Source organism: Exiguobacterium sp. SH0S7 (assembly GCF_004337195.1).
Classification (GTDB): domain Bacteria; phylum Bacillota; class Bacilli; order Exiguobacteriales; family Exiguobacteriaceae; genus Exiguobacterium; species Exiguobacterium aurantiacum_A.
The window spans coordinates 81,415-105,231 of sequence record NZ_SJVA01000003.1 but is presented as its reverse complement, the minus strand read 5'-3'; the positions used below and the strand labels follow the sequence as shown (position 1 = coordinate 105,231).

Sequence of the window (23,817 nt, the reverse complement as noted above, 5' to 3'; positions counted from 1 at the left end):
TACAATAAAAGGAGGAGACAGGTATGCGGTTAGCAGGCAAAGTGGCAATCGTCACAGGAGCAGCATCAGGCATGGGGAAAGCGATTGCGGAGTTGTATGCGAAAGAAGGCGCCAAAGTCGTTGTCTCAGATATGAATATCGATGGAGCGCAGCAAGTTGTCGAGAACATCTCAGGGGAAGCACTCGCGATCCAGACAGACGTGACGTCAGAAAAAGCACTACACAACTTGTTCGATGAGACGGTGAAGACGTTCGGACGCGTTGACATCCTCGTCAACAACGCCGGCATCATGGACGGAATGGAGCCCGTCGGTGAAATCTCGAATGAACGCTGGGAGAAAATCTTTGCCGTCAACACGGTGTCAGTCATGAAAGCGATGCGGATTGCTGTCGATTTGTTCACGAAACAAGGGCACGGTGTCATCGTCAACAACATCTCGGCCGGCGGTTTGTATGGGGCCCGTGCCGGTGCGGCCTATACGGCGTCGAAGCATGCCGTCGTCGGATTGACGAAGAACACGGCGTTCATGTATGCCGATCAAAACATCCGCTGCAACGGGATCGCCCCTGGTGCGGTCGCGACGAATATCGGCTCGACGATGACGAACATGAGTCAGGCCGGATTTAATCGCCAACAACTCGGGATGGCCATCAATCCGCGCATCGGGCAACCGGAAGAAATCGCCCAGCTCGCCCTCTTCCTTGGCTCGGACGAGTCAAGCTTCGTCAACGGCCAAGTCGTCGCCATCGACGGCGGATGGACTGCCTACTAACAGCAAGAAGAGCCACATCCGACGCGGGATGTGGCTCTTCTCTCGTTATAACTCCCCTCTCCGGTTCATTCGGATCAAGAGGTAAATCAAATACGGTGCACCGACCATGCCGGTGATGACACCGACCGGATAGCGGACTGTGAAAGCGAACTGTCCGATCAAGTCGGCGGCGAGCACGAGAATGACGCCGACGAGTCCGGCCGGAATGATCGTCGAGCGTCCATCCCCGACGAGCCGTTTCGCGATCGGTCCGGCAAGGAAAGCGATGAAAGCGATCGGTCCGGTCGTCGCTGTCGCCAGTGCGAGCATGAGCACCGAGGCGATGATCAAGAGGATCCGGGTCTGGTTCGTCTTGATGCCGAGCGACGTCGCCGTCATCTCCCCGAGCTCTAAAATCTGCAGCTGCCGGCTGAGGCGGAGGATGACCGGGAGACAGAGGGCGACCGCGAGCATGAGCGGCGGCAACGTCTCCATCTTGACCCCGTTCAAACTGCCGCTCAACCAACGCATCGCCGTCCCGACATCGTTTTGGCGACTGATGAGCAATAAGTAGTTGATGACCGCGGTCAGCATCGCTTGGATGCCGATCCCGACCAAGACGAGACGTCCGATCGAGAAAGCGGCGCCTTTTGATAAGACGTAGAGCACGATGACCGTCGCGAGTCCCCCGATGACCGAGATCACCGAGACGAACGTATTGCTCGCCTGCAAGACGACGATGCCGAACACGGCGGCCGCACTCGATCCTGTCGTGATGCCGATGACGTTCGGGTTGGCGAGCGGGTTTCTGAGCATCGTCTGGAACACTGTCCCGGCGATACCGAACGCGAGTCCTGAGAAGACGCCGGCGAGCATGCGTGGCAGACGGATCGTGCCGACGGCGAACGAGGCACCCGGTACTTGTTCCCCGAACAAGACACGGATGACATCCGCGACCGGATAGATCGTATTGCCGAGCATGAGCATCAATGCGCTCAAGGCGAGCGCGAGCACGAATAGCACGAGCGTCACGAACACCGTACGTTGCCGGCGCTTGCGACTATTGTGAATGATAGGTTGAACTGACTGTTTCATCATAGGCCACGCACCTTCACTTTCATCGTCAAGGCGATCAAGATCGGCGCCCCGACGAACGCGGTGACGATCCCGACTTCAAGTTCGCCCGGACTTCCAAGCAAACGCCCGACCACGTCGGCGAACGTCAACAGGATGGCGCCCGATAAGGCTGACATCGGAATGATATACCGTTCATCCGGGCCGAGCACGAGACGGATCAAGTGCGGGGCCAACAGACCGATAAAGCCGATCGGACCGGCCAATGCCGTCGCTGCGCCACACAAGATGACGCCGGCGAACGAAGCGATGATTTTTAACGAACCGATCCGGACCCCGAGTCCCGTCGCCATTTCTTCGCCGAGCGCCATGATGTTGAGTGACGGGGCCGCGAAGATGGCGATAAAGATGCCGGCGATAAAGAACGGGAGGAACGTTACGATCGAGTCCATCGTCCCCGCCCCGACGCTGCCGACTTGCCAGAACCGGAACTGGTCCATGACGTTCGAGCGCGGGATCATGATTGCCATGACGAGCGAGGACAACGCCGCACTTGTCGCCGCCCCGGCCAAGACGAGCTTGAGCGGGGTCGAACCGCCTCGTCCGAGCGAGCCGATGCCGAACACGAACGCGGCCGTCAAGAGTGCACCGACGAGGGCGAACCAGATGTAGTCGCCCGCCGTCGAGATGTTGAAAAAGGCGATCCCGACGACGACGAACAGCGCCGCGCCCGTGTTCACCCCGAGAATGCTCGGGTCAGCAATCGGATTACGTGTCACCGACTGCATCAAAGCACCCGACACACCGAGCGCCGCGCCGCACATGAGACTGAACAGCGTCCGCACGACCCGTTGCCGGATAATGTCCGCTTCATACGACTGAACAGCCGGACGGAATAAACCGTCAAGCAGTTCATCCCATCCGACTGTCCGTGAGCCGAAAGCAAGTGAAGCGAGCATACAGACGACGAGCAGGACGATCGACCCTACGAGCAGGAGCGGGAAATGTCTCGGCGTTTGCAACTTCTTCAGCGTATTCATATGATTACTCGACTTTCCCGAGTGCTTCTGAGACGAGCTTCAAGTAGTCGTCGATCGTGTATTCGATCGAGAGCGGTGACGGTGTCCCGGCAGCCGCGAGTGGCGTGTTGTCTTCAATCATGACGACCGATCCGCGCTCGATAGCCGGTACTTTGCTGTAGAGCGGGTCAGCTTGAAGTGCTTTCAACGTCTCTTCGTTGCCGTAAGCGACGAAGATGTCGACATCGTTCAAGATGTCAGCGTTCTCTGAGCTGAGCTCGAGGTAGAAGCTGTTCTCATCTTTAATTTGATCTGTGATGTTTTTTGGGTATTCCATGCCGAGCTCTTCGATGAAGGCGCCACGTGGGTCACCTGTCGTGTAAATATAGAATTTTGAAAGGTCATCCGGGCTGAGCGCGATGAAGGCCGCTTTCTTGCCAGCCATGCCTGGTACTTCAGCAGCTTTATCAGCGATGAGTTTCTCTGTGTCTTCGATCAACTGTTTGCCTTCTGCTTCCATGCCCATGGCGATCGAGTCGTAGAGGACTGTGTCCTGCCATGATGAGACCCAAGGCGTTTCTTGGTAAGCGACGACCGGTGCGATCTCGCTCAACGTGTCGTAGTCTTCTTGTGTGATGCCTGAGTAGGCAGCCAAGATGACGTCCGGCTGTGAGTCAGCGATCGCTTCGAAGTCGAGACCGTCTGTGTCTTGGTAAATGTTCGGGTTTTCTTCCCCAAGGTCTTTTAGCTTCTCAGCCGTCCATGGCAACATGCCGCTGCCGTCTTGGACACCGTAGTTCGCAGCCGAGAAACCGACTGGGACGACGTCAAGCGCAAGGGCGACGTCTTGGTTCGACCAAGCAATTGTTGCGACGCGTTCCGGTTTCTTGTCGATGACTGTCTCGCCTAACGCATGTTTAATCGTGATCGGATAGCCTTCTGCCGTTTCGGCAGACTCATCTGTCGTGGCCGCATCTTCATTGTTCGAGCCGCATCCTGCGAGCACGAGCACGAAAGCAGACATGATGATGAACATATGTAGCAATTTCTTGTAACTTTTCATGTTCGAATCCCCTTTTCCTATGACAATGCCTTTATAACGACATTGATAATCATTATCATTTATGAGTATAGGATGAACGGCTTGACGTTGTCAACGTGAAGTTTAAGGAATTCATAAGTTGTTCCATTGAAGAAACTAAAAAACCTGCTCTTCTCCATTTACAGAGAAGGCAGGCTCAAGTCAAAATCGTTCTTTTAGAGCGGTTTCCCAAACTCGGGGCGGCCTTCCTCATTCCATATAAACACTTGGGCCCGCGCATGACGATTCGGATCGTACAGTGGATCACCTTCGATCTCTGTATACGTCCGTGCATGGTAAACGATGACGTCTTCACCGTTCTCGTTCACCGTGAAGCTATTGTGTCCGGGCCCGAATTGATTGACTGCTTCATTCGTTTGGAACACCGGCCGAAACGCTTTCGACCATGACGCCGGGTTCAACACATCAGATTCGCTTGATGCACACAACATGCCCAAACAGTAATTCTCATCGGTCGCACTCGCAGAGTACGTGATAAAGATGTGACCGTTCCGCTTCAATACTGCTGCTCCCTCATTGACGAGGAAACCACGAGTCTCCCAATCATACTCCGGCTTCGTCAGCATGACTTGCGGTAATTTGATGGTCCATGGATTTTCCAGTTCGGCGATATATAAATTTGAGTTTCCGTCGATGGCGGGATCTTTTTGCGCCCACACAAGATAATGTACGTCTTTATGTTCAAATACGGTCGCATCAAGGGCGAACGAATCCCATTCGGTCTGGACTTGACCTTTTTCGACCCATTCCCCGTCAAGCGGGTTCGCCGATTCGTTCTCTAACACGAACATGCGGTGGTCGAACAAACCATTGACGATGTCACGTGACTTCGCGGCAGCAAAGTATATATACCATTTACCGTGAATGTGATGTAGCTCAGGCGCCCAAATTAAGTCGCTCATCGGGCCCGTCTCATGCTTCACCCATGCGGTCACCGGCTCGGCCGTCTTAAGCGCTTGAAGTGATTTAGCCCGACGTAGCTCAATCAAGTCATATTCAGGCACTGACGCCGTGAAGTAGTAATAGCCATCGGTATGCAAATACACCCACGGGTCGGCCCGTTGTTCTAAAATCAAATGTCGATCTTCTACTTGCTTCATCGTACAGCCTCCTCGTCACGAATCGGTCGGCCGAACACTGGGCCGACTTCATCCCACATGAACGGTTGGACACGCGTATGTCGGTTCGGGTCCCATAGCGGGTCCCCTTCAATCTCTTTGTAGTTGCGGGCGTGATAGACGAGGATGTCCGTCCCGTCATCTAGCGTCGTAAAACTGTTGTGACCCGGTCCGTACTGGCTTGCCGTTTCATCGGTTCCGAAGACCGGTTCGGGATGTTTCGTCCAACTCCGAGCGTCCAATAGAGTACTCGTCTCCTCGGCGCGCAGTAGACCCATGCAGTAGTTGTGGTCCGTCGCACTCGCAGAGAACGTGATGTAAATGTGACCATTCCGCTTCAACACGGCGGGTCCTTCGTTCACAAGGAACCCGACCTTCTCCCAGTCATACTCCGGAGTCGCAATCATCGTCTGTGGACCCGTGAGCGTCCACGGGTTCTCCATCTCCGAGATGTAAAGGTTCGAGTTGCCGTCGATTGCCGGGTCTTTTTGCGCCCATACATAATAGAGACGTCCCTCGTGCTCGAACGTCGTCGCATCAAGGGAAAACGACTCGCACCATGTCCGGACTTGCCCTTTCTCAACCCATTCTCCTTCTAACGGATTCGATGAGCTATTCTCGAGCACGTACATCCGATGATCGAAAATGTCGTCTTCCCGCGCGGCCGCGAAATAAAGGTACCATTTCCCATGGATGTGATGTAGTTCCGGAGCCCAAATATTAGCGCTCATGATTCCTGTCTCATGCTTGTTCCAAACGACTCGTTCTTCCGCCTCTGTCAAGCCTGCGAGCGTTTTCGCTCGACGGAGCGGAATGCCAGTGAAGTCAGGCAATGAGGCCGTGAAATAATAATAGCCATCTGGATGGCGTGTGATCCATGGGTCCGCCCGTTGTTCAACTAACGGATTCGTGATCGTCTCTCTCATAAAGAACGCTCCCCTACCTCAGATTGTGTTCGGTTCAAGCTCATATGTTTCAATAACGTATGTCGTTCTCTCAAGCGGTATGCCTCTCTCCGACTGCTCGCTAACAGAAGTGAGGAGACCCCGATCTCTTCGGGTCGAAGCGGCGCCTGTAACGCGCGGAAGATGTGTTCGAGCTCTTCCCGTGTCGGCATCAGCTCGGCCCACGTCCGTAACGAGTCCGGTGTGTTGGGCCAGTCAAGCATCGTCGTTTTATACGTATCGATGAGCTCCATCGTGGCGATGGCGACTTTCGTTCCATGAAGGACCGCTGGACGATGGTTGGCGATAAAGTCCATCTCCCAATAATGGGACAAGTGATGTTCACCGCCGGAAGCTGGATGTGAATGGCCAAAAATCAACATGGCGATCCCCGACAACAGTAGGGACTCCATCAGTTGATCCAACCCGTCCGCGTCTCGTTCATAGATGGCAGGCAAGTTGTCCACACACGATTGTAACGCCTGTTCTGTCAGCGATGCGGCGACCGGACAAAACGGTTCACCACCGTCAAACGCTCCAAACCGCCAGTCCAACAAGGACGTGTACTTCCCAAGCATATCGCCGACCCCTGCTGCAATCAATGCATCGGGTGCCTTCCGAATCACCTGGTTCGGGACGAATACCGCAATCGGAGAAACGAGTTGGTACGTGATTTTTTTGCCTCTTACAATGAGCGGCGCCCCTTTTGACGTAAAACCATCCACTGATGGTGCGGTCGGCACCGAGATGAATGGCACTTTCGTTTTGGCCGCACAGAAGCGGGTGACATCGTGAATCGTACCTGCTCCTAGCGCAATGAGCGCGTCTACGGTTGCCTCTTGGGCAAGCAACACTTGAACGACCGAGCGTTCATTCGCCAAGACGTCACCTTGCTCGTCCGCTTGGAGCGAAACGAGCGACACATCGACTCCGATTTTCATCAAGGCTTCTCGTAGCGGGAGAAACCCGACGCGCTCGGTATTGGCGTCGGCGACGACAAGGACACTTGTCCATCCTTTTTCTTGTACAAATGCGGCCAATTCGTCCCAGACGTAATCTGACGCGACCATTCGTTCAATCGTGATCGTGTGATGGGGATTCCCGCAATCACAAGCTTGTACGTGTTCGTTAATCTGTTCGAGGTTCATCGGCTGACTCCTGTCTCGACACGGTACGTCGTTTGCCAGCGGTACGTGTCTCCCGCCTTCAAACGAATCGATGGGAACGTCTCATGGTGCACCGCATCAGGGAGGTTTTGCGGTTCAAGACAGACGCCGTAGTAACGTCTCGACATCCCTTCACGCAATGAAGTCGTCTCGTTCATCTGATTCCCCGAATAGAGGACGATGGCAGGGGCGGTCGTCGACAACGTCAACTCACGCTGTGACTCTCGGTCATACAATCTCGCTTCACGTCGATCAGTGAAAATAAACGGATGATCGTAGCCGTTGACCAATTCATTTTGCGGATGTGTCGAAGCGACACCATCGGACAAGGCGCGATCTGTCCGGAAGTCGAACGGTGTACCGTCCACTTCAAGCAAGCGTCCCGTCGGAATCAAATCGTTTCGCAGTTCAGCGAATGTGCTAGCCGATAACGTGAGTTCGTGGTTCAAAATATCACGCTCGCCCCCACTCAAGTTGAAATACGTATGGTTCGTCAAGTCGCACACCGTGTCTTCGTCAGATGTCGCTTCGTACATGATGGTGACACCACGGTCGACCAGTTCGAACGTGGCGCGGACATCGAGCGTGCCACCATACCCGTTCGCTCCGTCCGGACTGACGCAATGAAGCGTCACACGGTCGGACGTCCTCTGTTCGACCGTCCAGACGCGACGGTGTAAACCATCCCCGCCGTGCAGATGATGCATTCCATCATTCGCGGGTAAGCGATAGGTCGTGCCGTCAAAGTCGAACGTGCTGTTGTCAATCCGTCCGGCAACTCGACCGATTGTCGCTCCTAAATAATACGTGTCCTTCATGTATTCCTCGACCGTGTCGTATGACAAGATGATGTTTTTCCAACCCTCGTCTTGAATGGAGAATTCTTGCAACGTCGCACCGTAAGTCAATATGTTCAAGCGACACGAGTCATTTTCGAGTACGATTGTTGACTCTGTTTGCTGCTTCATGACATCTACTCCTTTTTACCAAACGTTCAATGGGCAGTGCTTCGTCGCGAGTCTGGCCCGATATGAGACGTAGCACCCACATTTTAAACAAGTGTCTTGTTGGCGGAACGGACAAGCCGCACAATGCGTGAGTCGTGCCTCATATTCGGCATCTGGGACTTGGTCCATGACTTCCGCATCGATGGTTAACAGCCAGTCCGTATCCGTTTCCTGAGGAAGACATGTCCGGCATCGTCGCGTCTCCACCACTGTCATCTCAGCGGACCGCGATCGTGATGACGCTCATCGCCGGGACGTCGAAAACGAGCTTCCCGTCTTCCGTGACAGTCACGTCATGATTGCGTGGTGAGACGAGATCCGGCTGTTCGAATGTGTTATGGGCGTTCAAGTGGTCCGCCGTCAAGATTCGGGCCGACACGTCAGAGATGGCGCCGATGCCCCGTAAATCGATTTCGACCGTATCGCCTTGCTCATGGTCGAGTTGGCACAAACTAATATGGAGCACCCCGTCCGCATTTCGCGAAGCAATGGCGTTCACCGCCGGGATGGCTTCATCTTTGGCCACATAGTTACGTGTATGCGCGGCGAGTTCGACGCGCTCTGCGTCTTGGTGGACACTGTACATCTCGAACACATGATACGTCGGAGTGAGGACGAACTGGTCTCCTTCTGTCAAAATCATCGCCTGCAACACGTTGACCATTTGGGCGATGTTCGCCATATGGACGCGGTCGTTATGGTTATGGAAGATGTTGAAATGGATTGCAGCCACGAGTGCATCCCGAATCGAGTTTTGTTGATACAAGAATCCTGGGTTCGTCCCTGGCTCGACATCAAACCAAGTGCCCCACTCGTCTACAATCAACCCGACGCGTTTCTCCGGGTCATACTGGTCCATGATTTGGCCGTGCTTCGTGATCAACTCATCCATATGGAGAGCGCGCTTCAATGTGATGAACCATTCGTCCTCCGTGAAATCGAGGGCTGATCCTTTGCCCAACCAGAAGTCGCCGGGGATCGTGTAGTAATGGAGACTGAGTCCATCCATCATCGTCCCTGCTTCCCGCATGAGGACCTCTGTCCATTTATAGTCATCGATATTCGCTCCGCCAGCAATTTTATAGAGTTTGTTGCCGTCATAGTTGCGGACGTATGTCTGGTAGCGGCGATACAGATCCGCATAGTATTCCGGGCGCATGTTTCCGCCGCAACCCCAGTTCTCATTCCCGACGCCGAAGTAGGTGAGTTCCCACGGCTCAGTCCGACCGTTCTCTTGACGCCAGTTCGACATCGGTGACTCGCCGCCGAACGTCATGTATTCCACCCATTCCGACATTTCTTGGACCGTCCCACTTCCGACATTCCCGCAGATGTATGGCTCACACTCGAGCAGTTCACAGAGGCGCATGAATTCATGGGTGCCGAAGTGATTGTTTTCGACGACCCCACCCCAGTGCGTATTGACCATCCGTTTACGATTCTCGTTTGGACCGACTCCGTCCTTCCAGTGGTACTCGTCGGCAAAACAGCCACCCGGCCAGCGGAGAACGGGAATATTCAATTTCTTCAGGGCAGCGAGCACGTCATTTCGAATGCCGTCGGTGTTTGGAATCGGGGAGTCAGGACCGACCCAGAGGCCTTCATAAATACAACGACCTAAATGTTCAGCAAAGTGCCCATAAATGTGCTTGCTGATTTTCCCTTTCGATAAGTCGGCATTGACGATGATCTGCGTCGTTCCTGTCGCCTTGTGCATCGGTTTAATGAGTTGGTTGTTCATTGTCTCTCCTCCATGAAGAAGGGCCATCAAAGTGGCCCTTTAGATTATGGTCGATAGTAAAGTTCGTTCCACCGTAGCTCGTTGTTGAACTGGACCGTCTCGGTCTTGGCGTCGATGACTGCAATTTCAACGTCGAGCAGTTCCGCAAAATCACGCAATTGATCGGTCGTCACTTCATAGGAGTAACATGTATGGTGCGCGCCGCCGGCTTGAATCCAGTTTTCGACCGCTTGCGCCATCGAAGGCTCTGTTTTCCAAAGAACGCGGGCGACCGGTAAGTTCGGCATCGCTTCTTCCGGCTGGATACCTTCAACTGTATTGACGAGAAGACGGAAGCGATGTCCGAGATCGATGATACTCGCATTCAACGCCTTGCCGCTCTGTCCTTCAAAGACGATACGTGCCGGTGCTTCCCGGTCACCGATCCCGAGCGGATGGACTTCGATTCTTGGTTTATCGACAGCAATCGTCGGACAAATCTCAAGCATGTGGGCACCGAGCACCATTTCGTTACCCGGTTCAAAGTGGTACGTATAATCTTCCATGAACGACGTCCGCTCGTTGTTCGCCATAATTTTCATGAGACGGACCAACGCCGCCGTTTTCCAGTCGCCTTCTCCAGCAAAGCCATACCCTTGTTCCATCAAGCGTTGGACGGCAAGACCTGGCAACTGCTTCATGCCATGCAAGTCTTCAAACGTCGTCGTGAAGGCGGTATAGCCACCTGCCTCGAGGAAGGCTTTCATCCCAAGCTCGATGCGACCTTGATAACGGACGGATGCGAGGAATTCATCTTCAGCCATCCCTTTATTCGTGAGCTCATAGCGAGACGCGTATTCATTCATTAACGCATCGAGGTCAGCGTCTGTCACGGCGTCCATATATGTGACGAGATCGCCGACCCCATACCCGTCAACCGTCCAGCCGAGGCGAATCTGCGCTTCGACTTTATCGCCTTCTGTCACAGCGACGTTACGCATATTGTCACCAAAACGCGCCACTTTTAACTCCTTACTCTCCGACAACGCATGCGCCACTTTCATCCAATTCGCCATCTTCCCGCGCGTCGCCTCATCTTGCCAATGGCCGACGATCACTTTGCGTTTGACGTTCATGCGACTCGTGATAAAGCCGTGCTCCCGGTCGCCGTGCGCCGATTGGTTCAAGTTCATGAAGTCCATATCGATCGCATCCCACGGGATATCGCGATTGAACTGTGTCCCGAAATGGAGCAACGGTTTTTGCAGGACACGCATGCCACTAATCCACATTTTCGATGGCGAGAACGTGTGCATCCAAGTGATGACACCCGCACACGAGTCGTCCGCGTTCGCTTTTAACATCATCTGACGAATTTCTTCTGAATTTTTAACGACGCCTTTAAATACGACTCGATCCTTGAATGCGTCGTCCGCATCGAGACCGACCACCATGTCTTTTGAGTTTTGTTCAACTTGTCGGAGCACGTCTTCGCCGTAAAGCATTTGGCTTCCTGTCACGAACCAAAATTCGTATGTTTTCGCTGTCAACATTCAAAGTCCCCCTAATATCAAGGCGAGTGACGGTCATTTTTGGCCGTAGTATGCGTTCGCCCCGTGTTTTCGCAAATAATGTTTATCTAATACGCTCTGTTTAATCGGTGTCAGGCCTGGATTTAAATTCAAGGCATGAAGGCCCATCTTCGCGACTTCTTCGAGGACGACCGCGTTATGGACGGCTTCATCCGCGTCTTTGCCCCAGCAAAACGGTGCGTGGTTCGCCACGAGCACACCGGGTACGGCGACTGCTTCGAGCATTAACTCATCAAGCGTTTCCAAGATGACATGTCCCGTCTCGAGTTCATACGCCGTTTCGATTTCCTCGTCTGTTAATTCACGGGTGCATGGGATCTCGCCATAAAAGTAATCGGCATGTGTCGTTCCAAACGCCGGGATGGCCCGCTTCGCCTGTGCCCAACTTGTCGCCCATGGCGAATGTGTGTGCACGACACCACCGATCTCAGGGAGAGACCGGTAGAGCGCGAGATGGGTCGGTGTGTCTGATGAGGGACGCAGTTCACCTTCGACGATGTTACCTTCGAGATCGACGACGACCATATCCTCCACGGTCAATCGTTCGTAAGGAACGCCGCTAGGTTTGATGACGACCAAGCCGGCGTTGCGGTCGATGCCACTGACGTTGCCCCAGGTGAACGTGACCAAACCGTGCTTCGGAAGAGCCAAGTTCGCTTGTAACACTTCTTCTTTCAAGCGACGGCTTACCATACAGGCTCCTCCTTCACACGTGAGGCTTCAGCTTTTATTTTTTTCAAACGTTTCATCACGTCGTTCTCGCCGCGACCAAAGTAATCGTATAGTTTCGTGTATTCGGCGAACAAAGCGTCATACGTCTCGACGTTTTCCAAGATCGGCTTATACGTCTCTTCTTTGATGCGGCCCATCTTCGCTGCAGCTTCTTTGATCGTGGCATAACCGCCCCGCTCCGCGCCGGCAGCTACTGCTCCGAACATGGCGGAGCCTAGAGCTGGTGTTTGTGAAGAGGCTGAAATTTTGATCTCCATGTTCAAGACGTCCGCATAAATTTGCATCATGAGTGCGTTCTTTTCGGCGATCCCACCTGCGGCATACACTTCATGCACGGGGACGCCGCTGTTGCGGAACGCTTCCACGATCGTCCGCGTCCCGTATGCTGTCGCTTCGATTAACGCCCGATAGATGTCTTCCGGCTTCGTGAGCAACGTCGCTCCGAGCAGGACACCCGTCAAATTCGTATCGACGAGCGTTGACCGGTTTCCGTTCCACCAGTCGAGAGCAACGAGTCCACTCTCGCCGACACGTTGACGGGCTGCTTTCTCCGTCAACAGCTGATGGATGCCGATACCTTTCAAGGCGGCCTCTTCCACGTAATGCCCCGGGACACATGTCTCGGTGAACCATTCAAAATGGTCCCCGACACACGATTGACCAGCTTCATAGCCCATCAAGCCTGGAATGACACCGTCTTCGACGACGCCGCACATGCCTGGGACGACTTGTTCATCTTCACCGAGCAGGATGTGGCACGTCGATGTGCCCATGACCATCAACATCTTGCCAGGTTCTGCAATCCCGACGGCCGGCACCGCGACGTGGGCGTCGACGTTCGCAACCGCGACGGCCGTGCCCGGAAGGAGTCCGATGCGCGCGGCAAATGCTTCTGTCAGTTCGCCTGCTTTGGCTCCAATCGGCGCGATGTCACGCGATAGTTTCTCTTCGACGACGTTCTCCAACCGAGGGTCAAGCGCTTTGAAGAACTCGTTTGACGGATAGCCGTCTTGTTTATGCCACATGGCTTTATATCCAGCTGTACAACTGTTTCGAACGACACGGCCCGTCATCTGAGAGACGACCCAATCCGTCGCCTCTAGAATCTGATCCGCTTCCTCATAAATCGCCGGGGCCTCGTTCAAGATTTGCCACACTTTCGGGATCATCCATTCCGATGAGATTTTACCGCCGTATCGTTTCAAGAAATCCTCGCCCCGCTCGGCCGCGATGCGGTTCAACTCATCCGCCTCGTCCTGAGCGGCGTGGTGCTTCCAAAGCTTCACGTAGCTGTGTGGATTCTGTTGATGTTCCTCACGGAAACAAAGTGGATTCAAATGTTCGTCTATCGGTAAGATCGTGCATGCGGTAAAGTCGATGCCGAGCCCTATGACTTGCTCCGGCGTGATCCCTGCCTCTTTCACGACGGCCGGGATGGTGATTTCCAGTACTTCTAAATAGTCTTGTGGATGTTGGAGCGCCCAATCATGCTCGAGACGGGTCGCCCCGTCTGGTAAATATTCATCCATCACGCCGTGTGTGTACGGTTTGACCGCTGTCGCCACTTCTCGACCTGTCGCTACGTCGACGAGGACCGCGCGTCCTGATTGCGTCCCATAGTCGACACCGATTGTATAATTGGTCATATTCATCACCCTACCTCCAAAAGAATACGCTTACATAAAGGATGAAAAAAATAAAGTGTGTGGGCACTCCTCTCCCTTTCATCCGTACAACTATTCAAATAACGTGCTTGATTCATACAGAAAACAAAAATATACAATCAAGTTGTACGTATAACTTACACCTTGATTGTATCAACTATTTTAAATTAATCAACTGTTTTCAACATTTCATTCGAACATTTTTGTAATTTTTCTGAGCAATTTGTGACAAGCTACTTAAAATGAATCGACAGAAGTTGTACGGATATTTACAACTTTTTGCCGATAAAGACATGACCTTGGTCAGACAATCCGGCAAATACGAGCGTCTCTCGCCAATTCTCCCAATCCCAGCCCGGTAACACATACCAAGTGATTCCTTCGGGGCCATAGAGCTTGATGCTCGCATCCGCCAGTTTTTCAAACCGTCCTCGTTCGCCATGCTCCGTCACGAACGTCCCGTCAGCCAGGAGTTCAATCTTACTCGAATGCAGGACGCCATGGTACGTCCGGTCCATATAAATCCACTCCCACTCTCCGAAGAGTTCTTGCACCTCGACAGGACGTTCCGCTTCCCCGGCATATCGTTCCGGAGATACGAGCGGCCAACCCGACTCCGTCCAGATGATTTTCCGGATATGCAGCTCGTGCCAATGCGGATCTTGCTCACCTCTGACGTGATGGACGAGATAATCATCGCCCCCGTCTTGTAAGACGGAGTTATGCCCAGGCCCGACCCAGCCCTCATTATCCCCGAACCGATAGCCGCCTAAAATCTTCATGCCAACTTGTTGCGGGTCGATCTCGAGGTCGGTCATGACGTTCCCATCAAAATCGACGTACGGTCCGGTGATCGAAGTCGATCGGGCCACACGGATGTGATAGTCCTTGAACAGGGAGTCGTAAGAGACGAACAAGTAGTAGTGACGATCTGTCTCTCGATAGACGATGTACGGTCCCTCGACCGCCCCTTCGACACGTTGATCTCGTTTCGCGATCAACGTCTCTTCACTCCCCGGACGTTTCTTCCCCGTCTCCGGGTCGACCGGGAACACGTACAGCCCACCGAAAAAACTACCGTAGACGAGCCACGGATCCCCATGCGCATCGAACGTGATATTCGGGTCAATCGCGTTCGGTCCCGACGTCCCGGCCTCACTTTTCACCACGAGCCCGTGATCCCGCCACGGTCCATCGATCGTTTCCGCGCTGGCGACACCGATATAAGAACGCGTCTGTCCGAACTGTGAAGCTGCATAATACATGACGTAGCGGCCACCCATGAATACGACTTCCGGCGCCCAAAGTCCCGGCGCCCCGGTCCATTCCACAGCCTCGTGCGGAAGCTCTTCAAGCGCCAAGCCGACATATTCCCAGTGGATCAAGTCCCGCGAGCGACGCACTTGAATCCCGCCGTTGATTTGATGCCCATGGGCAGCGTCCGTCGAGAACACGTAATACCAGTCCCCGACTTTGATTGAGGCCGGGTCGTGGGCGTTGTGCGTGCCCCACATCGTTTCATTCGTCAATCGTTCCAACACATAGCGTTCTTCTCGGTTTGGACTGTTCAATTTTTGCATGGTCCCTCTTCTCCTCTTATCGTTTTTTGCCCCATACGGCGGTGCCATCCTCGCTCAGGCCAGTGAAGATGATTGTCGGTTCCCAAGTCTCCCAGTCCCAAGCCGCTCCGACTTGCGCCTCATACGTCTCCTGTCCGACTTGGACCTCGAGGACCAAATCATCCAATTCCCACGACCCGTCCCCGTCTTCGAGCGTTCCGCCTCGTTTCAACGTCAATACACTCGAGGTTTGCTGTCCGTCGTCAAACCGTGGGAACGTGATTACGTCCCAATCCCCGACCAGGTGCGTTTCGTCAACCTCGATATCGCTCTCCCCCGCATAGCGTTCGGGCGAGACGACCGGCCAACCGTCTTTCGTCCAATACACTTTCCGGACGTGCAACTGTGACCAGTAGATATCTTCACTCGGCCGCGCCTGATGCAGCACGAACGTATCGGTCCCATCTTGTAAGAATGCGGAGTGACCGGTCCCGACGTATCCGTCATCTCCTTCGAAACGATACGGCCCAACGATTTTCATGCCCGTATCAAACGACTCATCCGACTCGTCTCGTAAGTCCCGGCCAACCGAATCGACGTACGGTCCCGCAATCGATTTCGAGCGACCGATCCGGACGTTGTACGTATCCTCCAACCATCCATACGACACCATCAAATAGTAATAGCCCGTCTCGCCGTTATATAAAATTTCCGGTCCTTCGATACCCATCGACATGTCTTTCCGCTTGGCGAGCAGTGTGCCTTCTGACGATTCATCCACTCGTTTTCCTGTGTCTGGGTCAATCTCCGTCAAAAAGATTCCGCCAAAGTACGAACCATACGTCATCCACCATTTGCCTTCCGCATCTTGCGTCACGTGAGGATCGATTGTATTGGCTACACCCCCGTCACCTTCTTTCGATGCGATGACGGCGCCCTCATCTTCCCAAGGTCCTTCAATCGTTGTCGCAGTCGCTAGCCCGATATACGACGTTCGACTCCCGACCCCTGAGACAGAATAGTATAAGTGGAATCGATCTCCGATTTTCGTGATCGCCGGGGCCCAAAATGTGTTCCCGCCGGCCCAAGCGAACGCCTCCTCAGACACTTGATCAAACACACGACCGACGAATTCCCAATGAACCAGGTCGGTCGATTTGCGGATTTGAATGCCGGGCGTCGGAGGACTTCCTACCATGTAATCCGTCGAAAAGACGTAATAGGTGTCTCCGTCTTTCAAAATCGCCCCGTCATGCGTGAAGTTCGTCGTCCACTCACGCTCTTTGTTGAGCACCTCCGGCGTCACATCGTCCACTTTCTTTTCAAACGGTGCTTTCGGGAGTGCTAAATCATTGATTGACGCACTCGTCGTCCGCCAGAAAAAGATTCCTCCGATTGCTACGGCGAGTAGCGTTAGCCATACCATCATTTTTCTCATGTTAAATCCCCTTTCTCCATCAAAAAGGCACCCGCCTTTTTAAAAGACGGGTGCCTCTGTCCTGTCACACCTCAGCCCTTCACACCAGAGATCGCAATCGACTCGATGATCTGTTTTTGGAAGATCATGAAGACGAGCAACATCGGGAGTAATGCCACGACAGACGCGGCCATGATTAACGGATAATCACTTTGAATTGCATAAGATGCGTTAAAGTTCGCGATGACAAGTTGAAGCGTCTGTTTCTCCGGCGAGTTCAAATAGAGAATCGGCCCAAGATAGTCGTTCCAAATTGCCATGAACCAAAGAATCAACTGCGCGGCCACGGCCGGCTTGATTAACGGGAAAATAATCTTGTAGAAGATTTGGAAGTACGAGCACCCATCAATCTTCGCTGCTTCGATAATCGAGTTCGGGATGCTGTTCAAAAATTGGCGCAAGAAGAAAATCATAAAGATGTTCCCGAATAACCCAGGCACAATTAACGGTAACAGCGTATCCACCCAGCCGATGCTCGAGAACATCATGAACTGGGGAATCATGAGCACCGGGTATGGGATCATGACAGAAGCGAACAAGAGAAGGAAGATTTTATTCTTGCCTCTGAAGTTCAACTTCGCGAAGGCGAACGCCGCCAAGCTTGACGTGAACGTCCCGACAATCGTGACGGATAATGCGACAATCAAACTGTTTGATATCCCTGACAACAGCGGACCCATACTCCAAATTTCCGTGTATTTACTAAACGAAATATCAGTCGGGATCCATACCGGCGGGAGCGCGAATACATCTTCTTTTGATTTTAGTGACGTCGACACCATCCAGAGCAGCGGCGCGATCATGACGACCGCTCCGATGGATAGGAAGATAAAAATGAAGAAATCCGTGATCCGATCCTTCTTCTTCACCGACATCGTTTCCACGTTCTCTTTTTTCCGTGAGAGAGCTAATTGCATGGTTATTCTCCTTTCCTATACGCGAATCGCTCAATCAAGATCGAACGATGATTTTTCATTCATCCGGAATTGGAGCAACGTGACGATGAAAATGAAGAGCCCAAGGACGAGCGCCATCGCCGAAGCGTAACCGAGTTGGAAGTTCCCGAACGATTTTTGCCAAATATAGAAGACCGCAGAGGCAGACGAGTACTCCGGACCCCCGGTTGGTGTCATGACGTTGATTTCCGTGAAAATTTGCGCTCCACCGATGATGTTCGTCACGATGATGAAGAACGTGACCGGTTTGACCATCGGAAGCGTGATGTGCCAAAAGCTTTGCCAAGCGTTAGCTCCATCCAGTTTTGCCGCTTCATAAAATGATTTCGGAACACTTTGGAGCGCCGCCAAATAAAGGAGCATCGTATAGCCGAGCCCTTTCCAAATTGCCATGAGGATAAGCGCCGGCTTGACGGTATCCGTATTTTGGAGCCAGTTCGGCCCATCGATGCCGATCAAAGCCAAAAATTGGTTCACCAATCCGTAGTCTCCGTTGTACGCCCATTGCCATAAAATCGATACGGCGGCAATCGACGAAATGACGGGAATGTAGTAAATCACGCGGAAGGTATTCGTCCCAAAAATCCCTCGATTCAACGCAAGAGCGAGCATGAGCGCGAGGGCGATTCCAATCGGGATCCCAATCATCATAAAGAGCGTGTTGTACATCGATTTATAAAAATATTCATCTTGGAACAAGTTAACAAAGTTCTCAAACCCGATAAATTTCATTTGACCGAGACCGTTCCAATTCGTGAAGGCGCCGTAAACAGAGTACATCAACGGGACGAACGCGAAGAGGAAAAACCCAATGACCGGTGCCGCAACGAACAGATAGGCGTATCGCTGCTCTGTTCGATATAACTTAGAAATCGATTTTGTCTTCATTGTTCTTCCATCCTTTCAACGTCAGAGACGCGGGTGGCGAACATCGCCACCCCGTTTCGACTCTCTGATCAGTTCGCCTGTTTCTCTTGTTCGATCGCCGCATCGAGCAATTTCTGCATCTTCGGCTGCGCCGTCTTCACATAGTCTTCAACCGACGTTTTGCCGTCGAGGACAGGCTGGATGTTTTTGAAGAACTCGTCATACCATTCTGCCGTGTATGTTTTCTCAGCTGGGAAGCCGCGGCCATAGTCATTGATCAAATCAAGGAACTCTTGTTTGTTTTCTGGTTTGATCGACGTGTCAGCCGCCCAGTTGTCTGCAATTTCCATACTGTTCGGCAATTGGACTTGCGCATCTACGAGCGCCTGTTGTCCTTCTTGGTCGGCAGACAAGTACATGGCTAGTTCCGCTGCTTCTTCTTTATGTTTCGTCGTTGAACCGACACCGATTCCGAGCGAACCGACCCATCCTGATGCTTTACCCGTCGAACCGGCTGGCCACGGAAGTAAATCATACTCAAATTTCAGCTGTTCTTTAAATGCCGCCATGTCCCAAGGACCGACCGGGAAGAAGGCAAGTTGTCCTTTCAACCAACGTTGGTACGTGTCGAGCGTCTGTGTTTCCCCGATCGACGGTGTGATACCATGTTTCAACTGCTGGTCGACGAAGAACTGTAACGCTTCGATGAATTTCGGATCATCGATCGTCACTTTCGTGCCGTCCTCGTTGATCCAGTCCGCCCCATTGCTCCAAACGAACGGCTGAAGTGCCCAGTTTACGTTGAAGCCAGTGCCGTATTGATCCATTTTTCCGTCACCGTTCGTATCTTTCGTCAACTGTTTGGCAACGTCCACGAACTCATCCCATGTGTACGGTTTGTCTTTATCCGGAAGCGCAATGCCCGCGTCTTCGAACATCGTCTTGTTGTAGCCGAGTGCGAACGGTCCTAAATCTTTCGGCAGTCCGTAAATTGCGCCTTCTCCAAGCGTCTCACCATCGAAGCGATACTTGTCGACACCCTTCTCCCAAATATCGTCCAACTTGACGTCTTCTGAATTTTCAACCGCCTCTGTGATATCGAGTAGCACACCCGAGTTTACGTATGCTTTCACTTGGGCAGGATTATAGAAGAAGACGTCCGGAATCTTCCGACCCGCGATGGCCGACTTGAGTTTTGTATCGTACTGATCAGGGGCCGTCTGGACCATCGTCACCTTCACGTCTTTGTTGGCTTCTTCAAAACGTTTCACCGTCGCTTGATAGGCTTTTAACTCTTCTGGATTTCCACGGAACATAAATGTCAGTTCAACTTTTCCATCAGCGCCTGCCTCATCTCCCGAACAGCCGGCGAGCGCCAAAGAAGTTGTCATCAGTGCTGACATCGTTAACGCAAACATTTTTTTCGATTTACGATTCATTGTGAATTCCTCCATCACTTTATATTCATGTGCAAAGCATGATAAAGATGTACGTACATGTTGAGTTAAATAAAAAAGCAAACTGTATAATGAAGCCCACACAACACTATACATTTACTCACCAACAAACCGATATAGTTAGTAATGAAAGCGTTTTCTGTACAATTTGAGTCTATTACACACGTTCGGACATGTCAATTCGATTTTTATGTATTTTTGTATTTCGTACGTACATATTCATAGAAAATTCAGATGCTTTTTTTGCTTATTCATAGTAAATGGTACATTTGTTTGTTAGTATGTAAGTAAGATTATATCTTGTACGTATGAGTTTCCTGACGTACATGAAAGAAAGCAGGGACGCCAGATGGCACAACGCACAAAGTACAATATGGTCAAAGATCATATTCTTGAATGGATAAAAGATGGAACGGTACGACCAGGTGAAAAAATTCCTTCTGAAAATGAATTGGTCCAATCCTTTGGAGTGAGCCGTCACACGATTCGACAAGCTGTTGGGGAATTAGTGAACGAAGGCTATCTTTACCGTGAACAGGGCTCGGGCACGTACTGCTCCCTTGTCCTTCCGACCTCTACTCCCCAAACGATCGAACGTTCGGGCAATGGTAAAAACATCGGGGTCATCACAACCTATATGTCCGATTATATCTTCCCGTCTATTATCCGGGGGATTGAATCACATTTGGCTTCGAAAGGATATACGTTGACACTGTCTTGTACGGATAACAATGTCGAGAAAGAAAAGCAATGTCTCGAAATGATGTTAGATCGTCAAATCGACGGGCTGATTGTCGAGCCGACAAAGAGCAGTAGCTACAATCCGAATATCAAATATTATTTAGAACTCGAACAACAGCATACTCCTTATTTGATGATTAACCAATACTATTCGCAACTAACGCCTCCATACTTGATCATGGATGACGAAAAAGGCGGATTCTTGGCTGCTGAACACCTGATCAAACTCGGTCACGAGCGCATCATGGGACTTTTCAAAACGGACGACCTCCAGGGAGTCCACCGAATGCGTGGCTTTATTCGAGCGTTCCGGGAATACAATCTTCCCTTAGAGCCAGAATTAATTATAACGTATACGACAGAAGAACTTGTGCCTTCTTTTTATGATGTGATTCATCAAGTATTTCAAAACGCGGACGAGAGACCTAGTGCAATCGTCTGTTACAACGATCAACTCGCCCTCAACGTACTGGACCAGCTAAGAAGTCTGCGTCTCTCTGTCCCGCAAGATGTCTCACTCGTCGGATATGATGATTCCGTACTCGCAGTCGCGACGGAAGTGAAATTGACTTCTATCGTCCATCCTAAACAAGAGCTGGGCCGTGCCGCAGCCGAGTGGATCATTGCGGCTGTCGAGAAAACAGAGACACCACCGTCACATACGTATGAACCTGAATTGATTGTCCGAAACTCGACCGCACCCTATAATCGTCTCGAATCTAAATTAGGCTGATTCACCCCTAACTTCTTGGAGGTCATCATGAACTTAAAGCATGAACACAACAAATTATTCCAAGTGCTCGAATTTGTCACCAGCCTGGTTCAACTGAACGTGGTCTTCTTACTGAGCATTTTGCCTCTCATCACACTGTTCCCAGCCTTATACGCCTTGAACGCTGTCACACGGCAATGGGCGGTCAACCAAGATTACAGCGTGTTCCGCGCCTACTTTCGCTTTTTTAACGAAGGAGTGCGCCGCCATTACAAGCTCGGTGCCGTCTGGACCTTGTTTCTGCTCATCTTGTTGATCGACTTTTTACTCATTCGTCAAATCGATGCGTGGCAAACGATGCTCTTTACGGGTCTGTTCGTGATCGGCTTTGTCTTCATCGCCCTTTCCTTGTTCCTGTTTCCGATTTTGACGCATTACGAGATGAAGACGATGGACGCTTTGAAATTGGCGCTATTCAGTATCATGCGATACGGATATATCATCGTGCTCGCGCTTCTGTTATTCACGGCACTCGGCATGCTCGCGTACCGGTCACCACTCTATTTGTTGTTCGGCTTTTCATTTATCGTGTTTTTGACGACGAAATTGTACCTTCACCAGTTAGACCGCACCATCACGAGCCAACATGCCGATCTCGAATCGTCATGAAACAAACCCTGACCTCATCTGCGTTTTCGGTCGCGCAGACGAGGTCAGGGTTATTTTTTATGTTCTCGCATCACGCCAGCTAGCGGACACCCTGCTTGCTCGAGCTCGGAGACGATGCGATTGTAGTCGGCTTCATTTCGATTTTGACTCAACTTGAACGCCGCCTGCATTTCATCGATATCGATACGGAAACCTACAACGCCATGCTTCTGTCGCTGTACGGACTCGGACAGCTCTTCCCAGATGACGGCGTTCTCTCTTTCCTTTTCATGGTCACGGAGTAGCCCAGCCAGATCTTCCTCGAGTTGTTCCGCGTTCAGGATAGTCGCCTGTCCATATGCATGGACGACCTGATAGTTCCACGTCGACACGTCCTCGTGGCCATACAAGGACGCCGAGATGTAGGCGTTCGACCCTTGAACGATGACGAGCACCGTCTGGTCTTCGATCGTCTGCCATTGCGGGTTGTTTTTGGCGACGTGCGTCGTGAACCAGATTCGACCGTCCGCTTCATGAAACCGGAGCGGCACGTGCGTCGCAATCGGCTTCTGTCCGTCATGTGTGACGACAGTACCGAACGGATGGGCTTTCAAGAAAGCGTGGACTTCTTCAGCGTCGTTGACGGCATATAGTTTTGGAACGTACATCGAATTCCTCCTCCATTGTTAGCTAGCTTATAAACAAAGCGGCTCATCACATTTAGAACTAACACAAACTTACTCGACGAAGCCGCAGACTTCAACTTATCGGACGTGTTTCTAATCTGTCTGTCGGGTATAGGAAAAAGGACGACTAACACTATAGGAGGAATTTGATGAAACCGACAATTCAAGCATTCGCATTCGATGTATACGGGACGCTGTTCGATGTCCATTCCGTCAAGGCAGCATGTGACGAACAGTTCCCTGGGAAAGGTGACCAAATCAGCCAGACGTGGCGCACGAAACAACTTGAATATTTCTTCATCCGTCAGATTTCGGGCCGCTATGAAGACTTCTCGGTCGTCACACGTGACGCCTTGCGTTACGCCTTAGCTACGGCCGACGTGAGCGCATCTAGCGACGTCGAAGATGCGCTCATCGCCACGTATGCGGAGCTCTCGCCGTATGAGGAAGTCGAGGACGTATTGAAGCAACTACAGGACAACCAGACCGTCGTCTTGTCGAACGGGACCGCTGACATGCTTGAACAATTGATCGCGAACGCATCATTCACCGAACTGTTCGACGAACTCGTCAGCATCGACGGCGTCAAACAGTTCAAGCCGTCACCTGCCGCCTATATGAGCTGGTTCAAGACGACCGCCTTGAAGCGGGACGAGGTGCTGTTCATGTCTTCGAACGGCTGGGACATCATCGGCGCCAAGAACTTCGGCTTCCAGACGGCGTGGATCAACCGTGACGGCAAGCCCTTCGAAACGATGGATGTGCATCCAGACGCGGTCTACGATGATTTGACCGGAATTTTGGAGTGGAGAACTTCCTAACGT

General features: G+C 52.1%; 22 protein-coding genes. 4 read left to right on the top strand and 18 right to left on the bottom strand.

Features of this window, described 5'->3' with window-relative positions; all coding sequences use genetic code 11:
• The first annotated feature begins 23 nt into the window (after positions 1-23).
• Complete coding sequence (locus EVJ22_RS07330) at positions 24-773, top strand: SDR family oxidoreductase (RefSeq protein ID WP_071398281.1); 750 nt, start codon at positions 24-26, stop codon at positions 771-773.
• A gap of 45 nt (positions 774-818) precedes the next feature.
• Here EVJ22_RS07330 and EVJ22_RS07325 read toward each other — a convergent pair whose 3' ends face one another.
• The 17 genes from EVJ22_RS07325 to EVJ22_RS07245 all read right to left on the bottom strand — a co-directional run bounded on the left by EVJ22_RS07325 (position 819) and on the right by EVJ22_RS07245 (position 20,188).
• The gene (locus EVJ22_RS07325) at positions 819-1,850 is read right to left on the bottom strand and encodes a FecCD family ABC transporter permease (protein ID WP_071398282.1); all 1,032 of its coding nucleotides are present in this window, start codon (positions 1,848-1,850) and stop codon (positions 819-821) included.
• Complete coding sequence (locus tag EVJ22_RS07320) at positions 1,847-2,866, bottom strand: FecCD family ABC transporter permease (RefSeq protein WP_071398283.1); 1,020 nt, start codon at positions 2,864-2,866, stop codon at positions 1,847-1,849. Before EVJ22_RS07320 ends, EVJ22_RS07325 begins: the two co-directional genes overlap by 4 nt.
• Positions 2,867-2,870: 4 nt before the next feature.
• Positions 2,871-3,908 (bottom strand): iron-siderophore ABC transporter substrate-binding protein, encoded by a 1,038-nt coding sequence (locus EVJ22_RS07315; RefSeq protein WP_071398284.1) that lies wholly within the window; start codon positions 3,906-3,908, stop codon positions 2,871-2,873.
• Between the two features lie 194 nt (positions 3,909-4,102).
• On the bottom strand, positions 4,103-5,047 hold the full coding sequence (locus EVJ22_RS07310; RefSeq protein WP_071398286.1) for a glycoside hydrolase family 43 protein: 945 nt from the start codon (positions 5,045-5,047) through the stop codon (positions 4,103-4,105).
• Positions 5,044-5,991 carry a glycoside hydrolase family 43 protein gene (locus tag EVJ22_RS07305; RefSeq protein WP_131443586.1) on the bottom strand — a complete coding sequence of 316 codons (948 nt, stop codon included), beginning with the start codon at positions 5,989-5,991 and terminating at the stop codon, positions 5,044-5,046. Before EVJ22_RS07305 ends, EVJ22_RS07310 begins: the two co-directional genes overlap by 4 nt.
• Positions 5,988-7,157 (bottom strand): sn-glycerol-1-phosphate dehydrogenase, encoded by a 1,170-nt coding sequence (locus EVJ22_RS07300; protein WP_131443585.1) that lies wholly within the window; start codon positions 7,155-7,157, stop codon positions 5,988-5,990. The genes EVJ22_RS07305 and EVJ22_RS07300 overlap by 4 nt, the downstream gene beginning before the upstream one ends.
• Complete coding sequence (locus EVJ22_RS07295) at positions 7,154-8,143, bottom strand: aldose epimerase family protein (RefSeq protein WP_131443584.1); 990 nt, start codon at positions 8,141-8,143, stop codon at positions 7,154-7,156. Before EVJ22_RS07295 ends, EVJ22_RS07300 begins: the two co-directional genes overlap by 4 nt.
• Positions 8,144-8,158: 15 nt before the next feature.
• Complete coding sequence (locus tag EVJ22_RS07290) at positions 8,159-8,398, bottom strand: DUF6171 family protein (RefSeq protein ID WP_158625509.1); 240 nt, start codon at positions 8,396-8,398, stop codon at positions 8,159-8,161.
• Between the two features lies 1 nt (position 8,399).
• Positions 8,400-9,899, bottom strand: a complete 1,500-nt coding sequence (locus EVJ22_RS07285) for an alpha-N-arabinofuranosidase (RefSeq protein ID WP_131443668.1) — start codon at positions 9,897-9,899, stop codon at positions 8,400-8,402.
• A gap of 68 nt (positions 9,900-9,967) precedes the next feature.
• A complete protein-coding gene (gene araA, locus EVJ22_RS07280; RefSeq protein WP_131443583.1) occupies positions 9,968-11,455 on the bottom strand; it encodes an L-arabinose isomerase in 1,488 nt (495 codons plus the stop codon).
• Positions 11,456-11,488: 33 nt separating this feature from the next.
• A complete protein-coding gene (gene araD / locus EVJ22_RS07275) occupies positions 11,489-12,187 on the bottom strand; it encodes an L-ribulose-5-phosphate 4-epimerase (protein WP_071398291.1) in 699 nt (232 codons plus the stop codon).
• Positions 12,181-13,878 carry a ribulokinase gene (gene araB, locus EVJ22_RS07270; RefSeq protein WP_131443582.1) on the bottom strand — a complete coding sequence of 566 codons (1,698 nt, stop codon included), beginning with the start codon at positions 13,876-13,878 and terminating at the stop codon, positions 12,181-12,183. Before araB ends, araD begins: the two co-directional genes overlap by 7 nt.
• Before the next feature lie 281 nt (positions 13,879-14,159).
• The gene (locus EVJ22_RS07265) at positions 14,160-15,470 is read right to left on the bottom strand and encodes an arabinan endo-1,5-alpha-L-arabinosidase (protein ID WP_131443581.1); all 1,311 of its coding nucleotides are present in this window, start codon (positions 15,468-15,470) and stop codon (positions 14,160-14,162) included.
• A gap of 16 nt (positions 15,471-15,486) precedes the next feature.
• Positions 15,487-16,887, bottom strand: coding sequence for an arabinan endo-1,5-alpha-L-arabinosidase (locus EVJ22_RS07260; protein WP_131443580.1), 1,401 nt, complete (start codon positions 16,885-16,887; stop codon positions 15,487-15,489).
• Between the two features lie 71 nt (positions 16,888-16,958).
• Positions 16,959-17,801, bottom strand: a complete 843-nt coding sequence (locus tag EVJ22_RS07255; protein WP_084812969.1) for a carbohydrate ABC transporter permease — start codon at positions 17,799-17,801, stop codon at positions 16,959-16,961.
• Between the two features lie 72 nt (positions 17,802-17,873).
• Positions 17,874-18,770 (bottom strand): carbohydrate ABC transporter permease, encoded by an 897-nt coding sequence (locus EVJ22_RS07250; RefSeq protein WP_131439068.1) that lies wholly within the window; start codon positions 18,768-18,770, stop codon positions 17,874-17,876.
• Positions 18,771-18,838: 68 nt separating this feature from the next.
• A complete protein-coding gene (locus EVJ22_RS07245) occupies positions 18,839-20,188 on the bottom strand; it encodes an ABC transporter substrate-binding protein (RefSeq protein ID WP_131439070.1) in 1,350 nt (449 codons plus the stop codon).
• A gap of 367 nt (positions 20,189-20,555) precedes the next feature.
• Here EVJ22_RS07245 and EVJ22_RS07240 point away from each other — a divergent pair, with 367 nt between their 5' ends.
• Positions 20,556-21,680 (top strand): GntR family transcriptional regulator, encoded by a 1,125-nt coding sequence (locus EVJ22_RS07240; protein WP_071398300.1) that lies wholly within the window; start codon positions 20,556-20,558, stop codon positions 21,678-21,680.
• A gap of 27 nt (positions 21,681-21,707) precedes the next feature.
• A complete protein-coding gene (locus EVJ22_RS07235) occupies positions 21,708-22,328 on the top strand; it encodes a YesL family protein (protein WP_131439072.1) in 621 nt (206 codons plus the stop codon).
• 50 nt (positions 22,329-22,378) lie between these two features.
• Here the strand turns inward: EVJ22_RS07235 and EVJ22_RS07230 are convergent, their stop codons facing one another.
• Positions 22,379-22,975, bottom strand: coding sequence for an FMN-binding negative transcriptional regulator (locus tag EVJ22_RS07230; RefSeq protein ID WP_131443579.1), 597 nt, complete (start codon positions 22,973-22,975; stop codon positions 22,379-22,381).
• A 167-nt stretch (positions 22,976-23,142) separates the two neighbouring features.
• On the opposite strand from EVJ22_RS07230, the gene EVJ22_RS07225 reads away from it, so the two are divergent.
• The gene (locus EVJ22_RS07225) at positions 23,143-23,814 is read left to right on the top strand and encodes a haloacid dehalogenase type II (RefSeq protein ID WP_071398303.1); all 672 of its coding nucleotides are present in this window, start codon (positions 23,143-23,145) and stop codon (positions 23,812-23,814) included.
• Positions 23,815-23,817: the final 3 nt, after the last annotated feature.

What these genes read in the sequence shown, in the direction of transcription:
- EVJ22_RS07330 (WP_071398281.1), top strand. Translation starts at nt 24, where the DNA reads ATGCGGTTAGCAGGCAAAGTGGCAATCGTCACAGGAGCAGCATCAGGC.
- EVJ22_RS07325 (WP_071398282.1), bottom strand. Translation starts at nt 1,850, where the DNA reads ATGATGAAACAGTCAGTTCAACCTATCATTCACAATAGTCGCAAGCGC.
- EVJ22_RS07320 (WP_071398283.1), bottom strand. Translation starts at nt 2,866, where the DNA reads ATGAATACGCTGAAGAAGTTGCAAACGCCGAGACATTTCCCGCTCCTG.
- EVJ22_RS07315 (WP_071398284.1), bottom strand. Translation starts at nt 3,908, where the DNA reads ATGAAAAGTTACAAGAAATTGCTACATATGTTCATCATCATGTCTGCT.
- EVJ22_RS07310 (WP_071398286.1), bottom strand. Translation starts at nt 5,047, where the DNA reads ATGAAGCAAGTAGAAGATCGACATTTGATTTTAGAACAACGGGCCGAC.
- EVJ22_RS07305 (WP_131443586.1), bottom strand. Translation starts at nt 5,991, where the DNA reads ATGAGAGAGACGATCACGAATCCGTTAGTTGAACAACGGGCGGACCCA.
- EVJ22_RS07300 (WP_131443585.1), bottom strand. Translation starts at nt 7,157, where the DNA reads ATGAACCTCGAACAGATTAACGAACACGTACAAGCTTGTGATTGCGGG.
- EVJ22_RS07295 (WP_131443584.1), bottom strand. Translation starts at nt 8,143, where the DNA reads ATGAAGCAGCAAACAGAGTCAACAATCGTACTCGAAAATGACTCGTGT.
- EVJ22_RS07290 (WP_158625509.1), bottom strand. Translation starts at nt 8,398, where the DNA reads ATGACAGTGGTGGAGACGCGACGATGCCGGACATGTCTTCCTCAGGAA.
- EVJ22_RS07285 (WP_131443668.1), bottom strand. Translation starts at nt 9,899, where the DNA reads ATGCACAAGGCGACAGGAACGACGCAGATCATCGTCAATGCCGACTTA.
- araA (WP_131443583.1), bottom strand. Translation starts at nt 11,455, where the DNA reads ATGTTGACAGCGAAAACATACGAATTTTGGTTCGTGACAGGAAGCCAA.
- araD (WP_071398291.1), bottom strand. Translation starts at nt 12,187, where the DNA reads ATGGTAAGCCGTCGCTTGAAAGAAGAAGTGTTACAAGCGAACTTGGCT.
- araB (WP_131443582.1), bottom strand. Translation starts at nt 13,878, where the DNA reads ATGAATATGACCAATTATACAATCGGTGTCGACTATGGGACGCAATCA.
- EVJ22_RS07265 (WP_131443581.1), bottom strand. Translation starts at nt 15,470, where the DNA reads ATGCAAAAATTGAACAGTCCAAACCGAGAAGAACGCTATGTGTTGGAA.
- EVJ22_RS07260 (WP_131443580.1), bottom strand. Translation starts at nt 16,887, where the DNA reads ATGAGAAAAATGATGGTATGGCTAACGCTACTCGCCGTAGCAATCGGA.
- EVJ22_RS07255 (WP_084812969.1), bottom strand. Translation starts at nt 17,801, where the DNA reads ATGTCGGTGAAGAAGAAGGATCGGATCACGGATTTCTTCATTTTTATC.
- EVJ22_RS07250 (WP_131439068.1), bottom strand. Translation starts at nt 18,770, where the DNA reads ATGAAGACAAAATCGATTTCTAAGTTATATCGAACAGAGCAGCGATAC.
- EVJ22_RS07245 (WP_131439070.1), bottom strand. Translation starts at nt 20,188, where the DNA reads ATGAATCGTAAATCGAAAAAAATGTTTGCGTTAACGATGTCAGCACTG.
- EVJ22_RS07240 (WP_071398300.1), top strand. Translation starts at nt 20,556, where the DNA reads ATGGCACAACGCACAAAGTACAATATGGTCAAAGATCATATTCTTGAA.
- EVJ22_RS07235 (WP_131439072.1), top strand. Translation starts at nt 21,708, where the DNA reads ATGAACTTAAAGCATGAACACAACAAATTATTCCAAGTGCTCGAATTT.
- EVJ22_RS07230 (WP_131443579.1), bottom strand. Translation starts at nt 22,975, where the DNA reads ATGTACGTTCCAAAACTATATGCCGTCAACGACGCTGAAGAAGTCCAC.
- EVJ22_RS07225 (WP_071398303.1), top strand. Translation starts at nt 23,143, where the DNA reads ATGAAACCGACAATTCAAGCATTCGCATTCGATGTATACGGGACGCTG.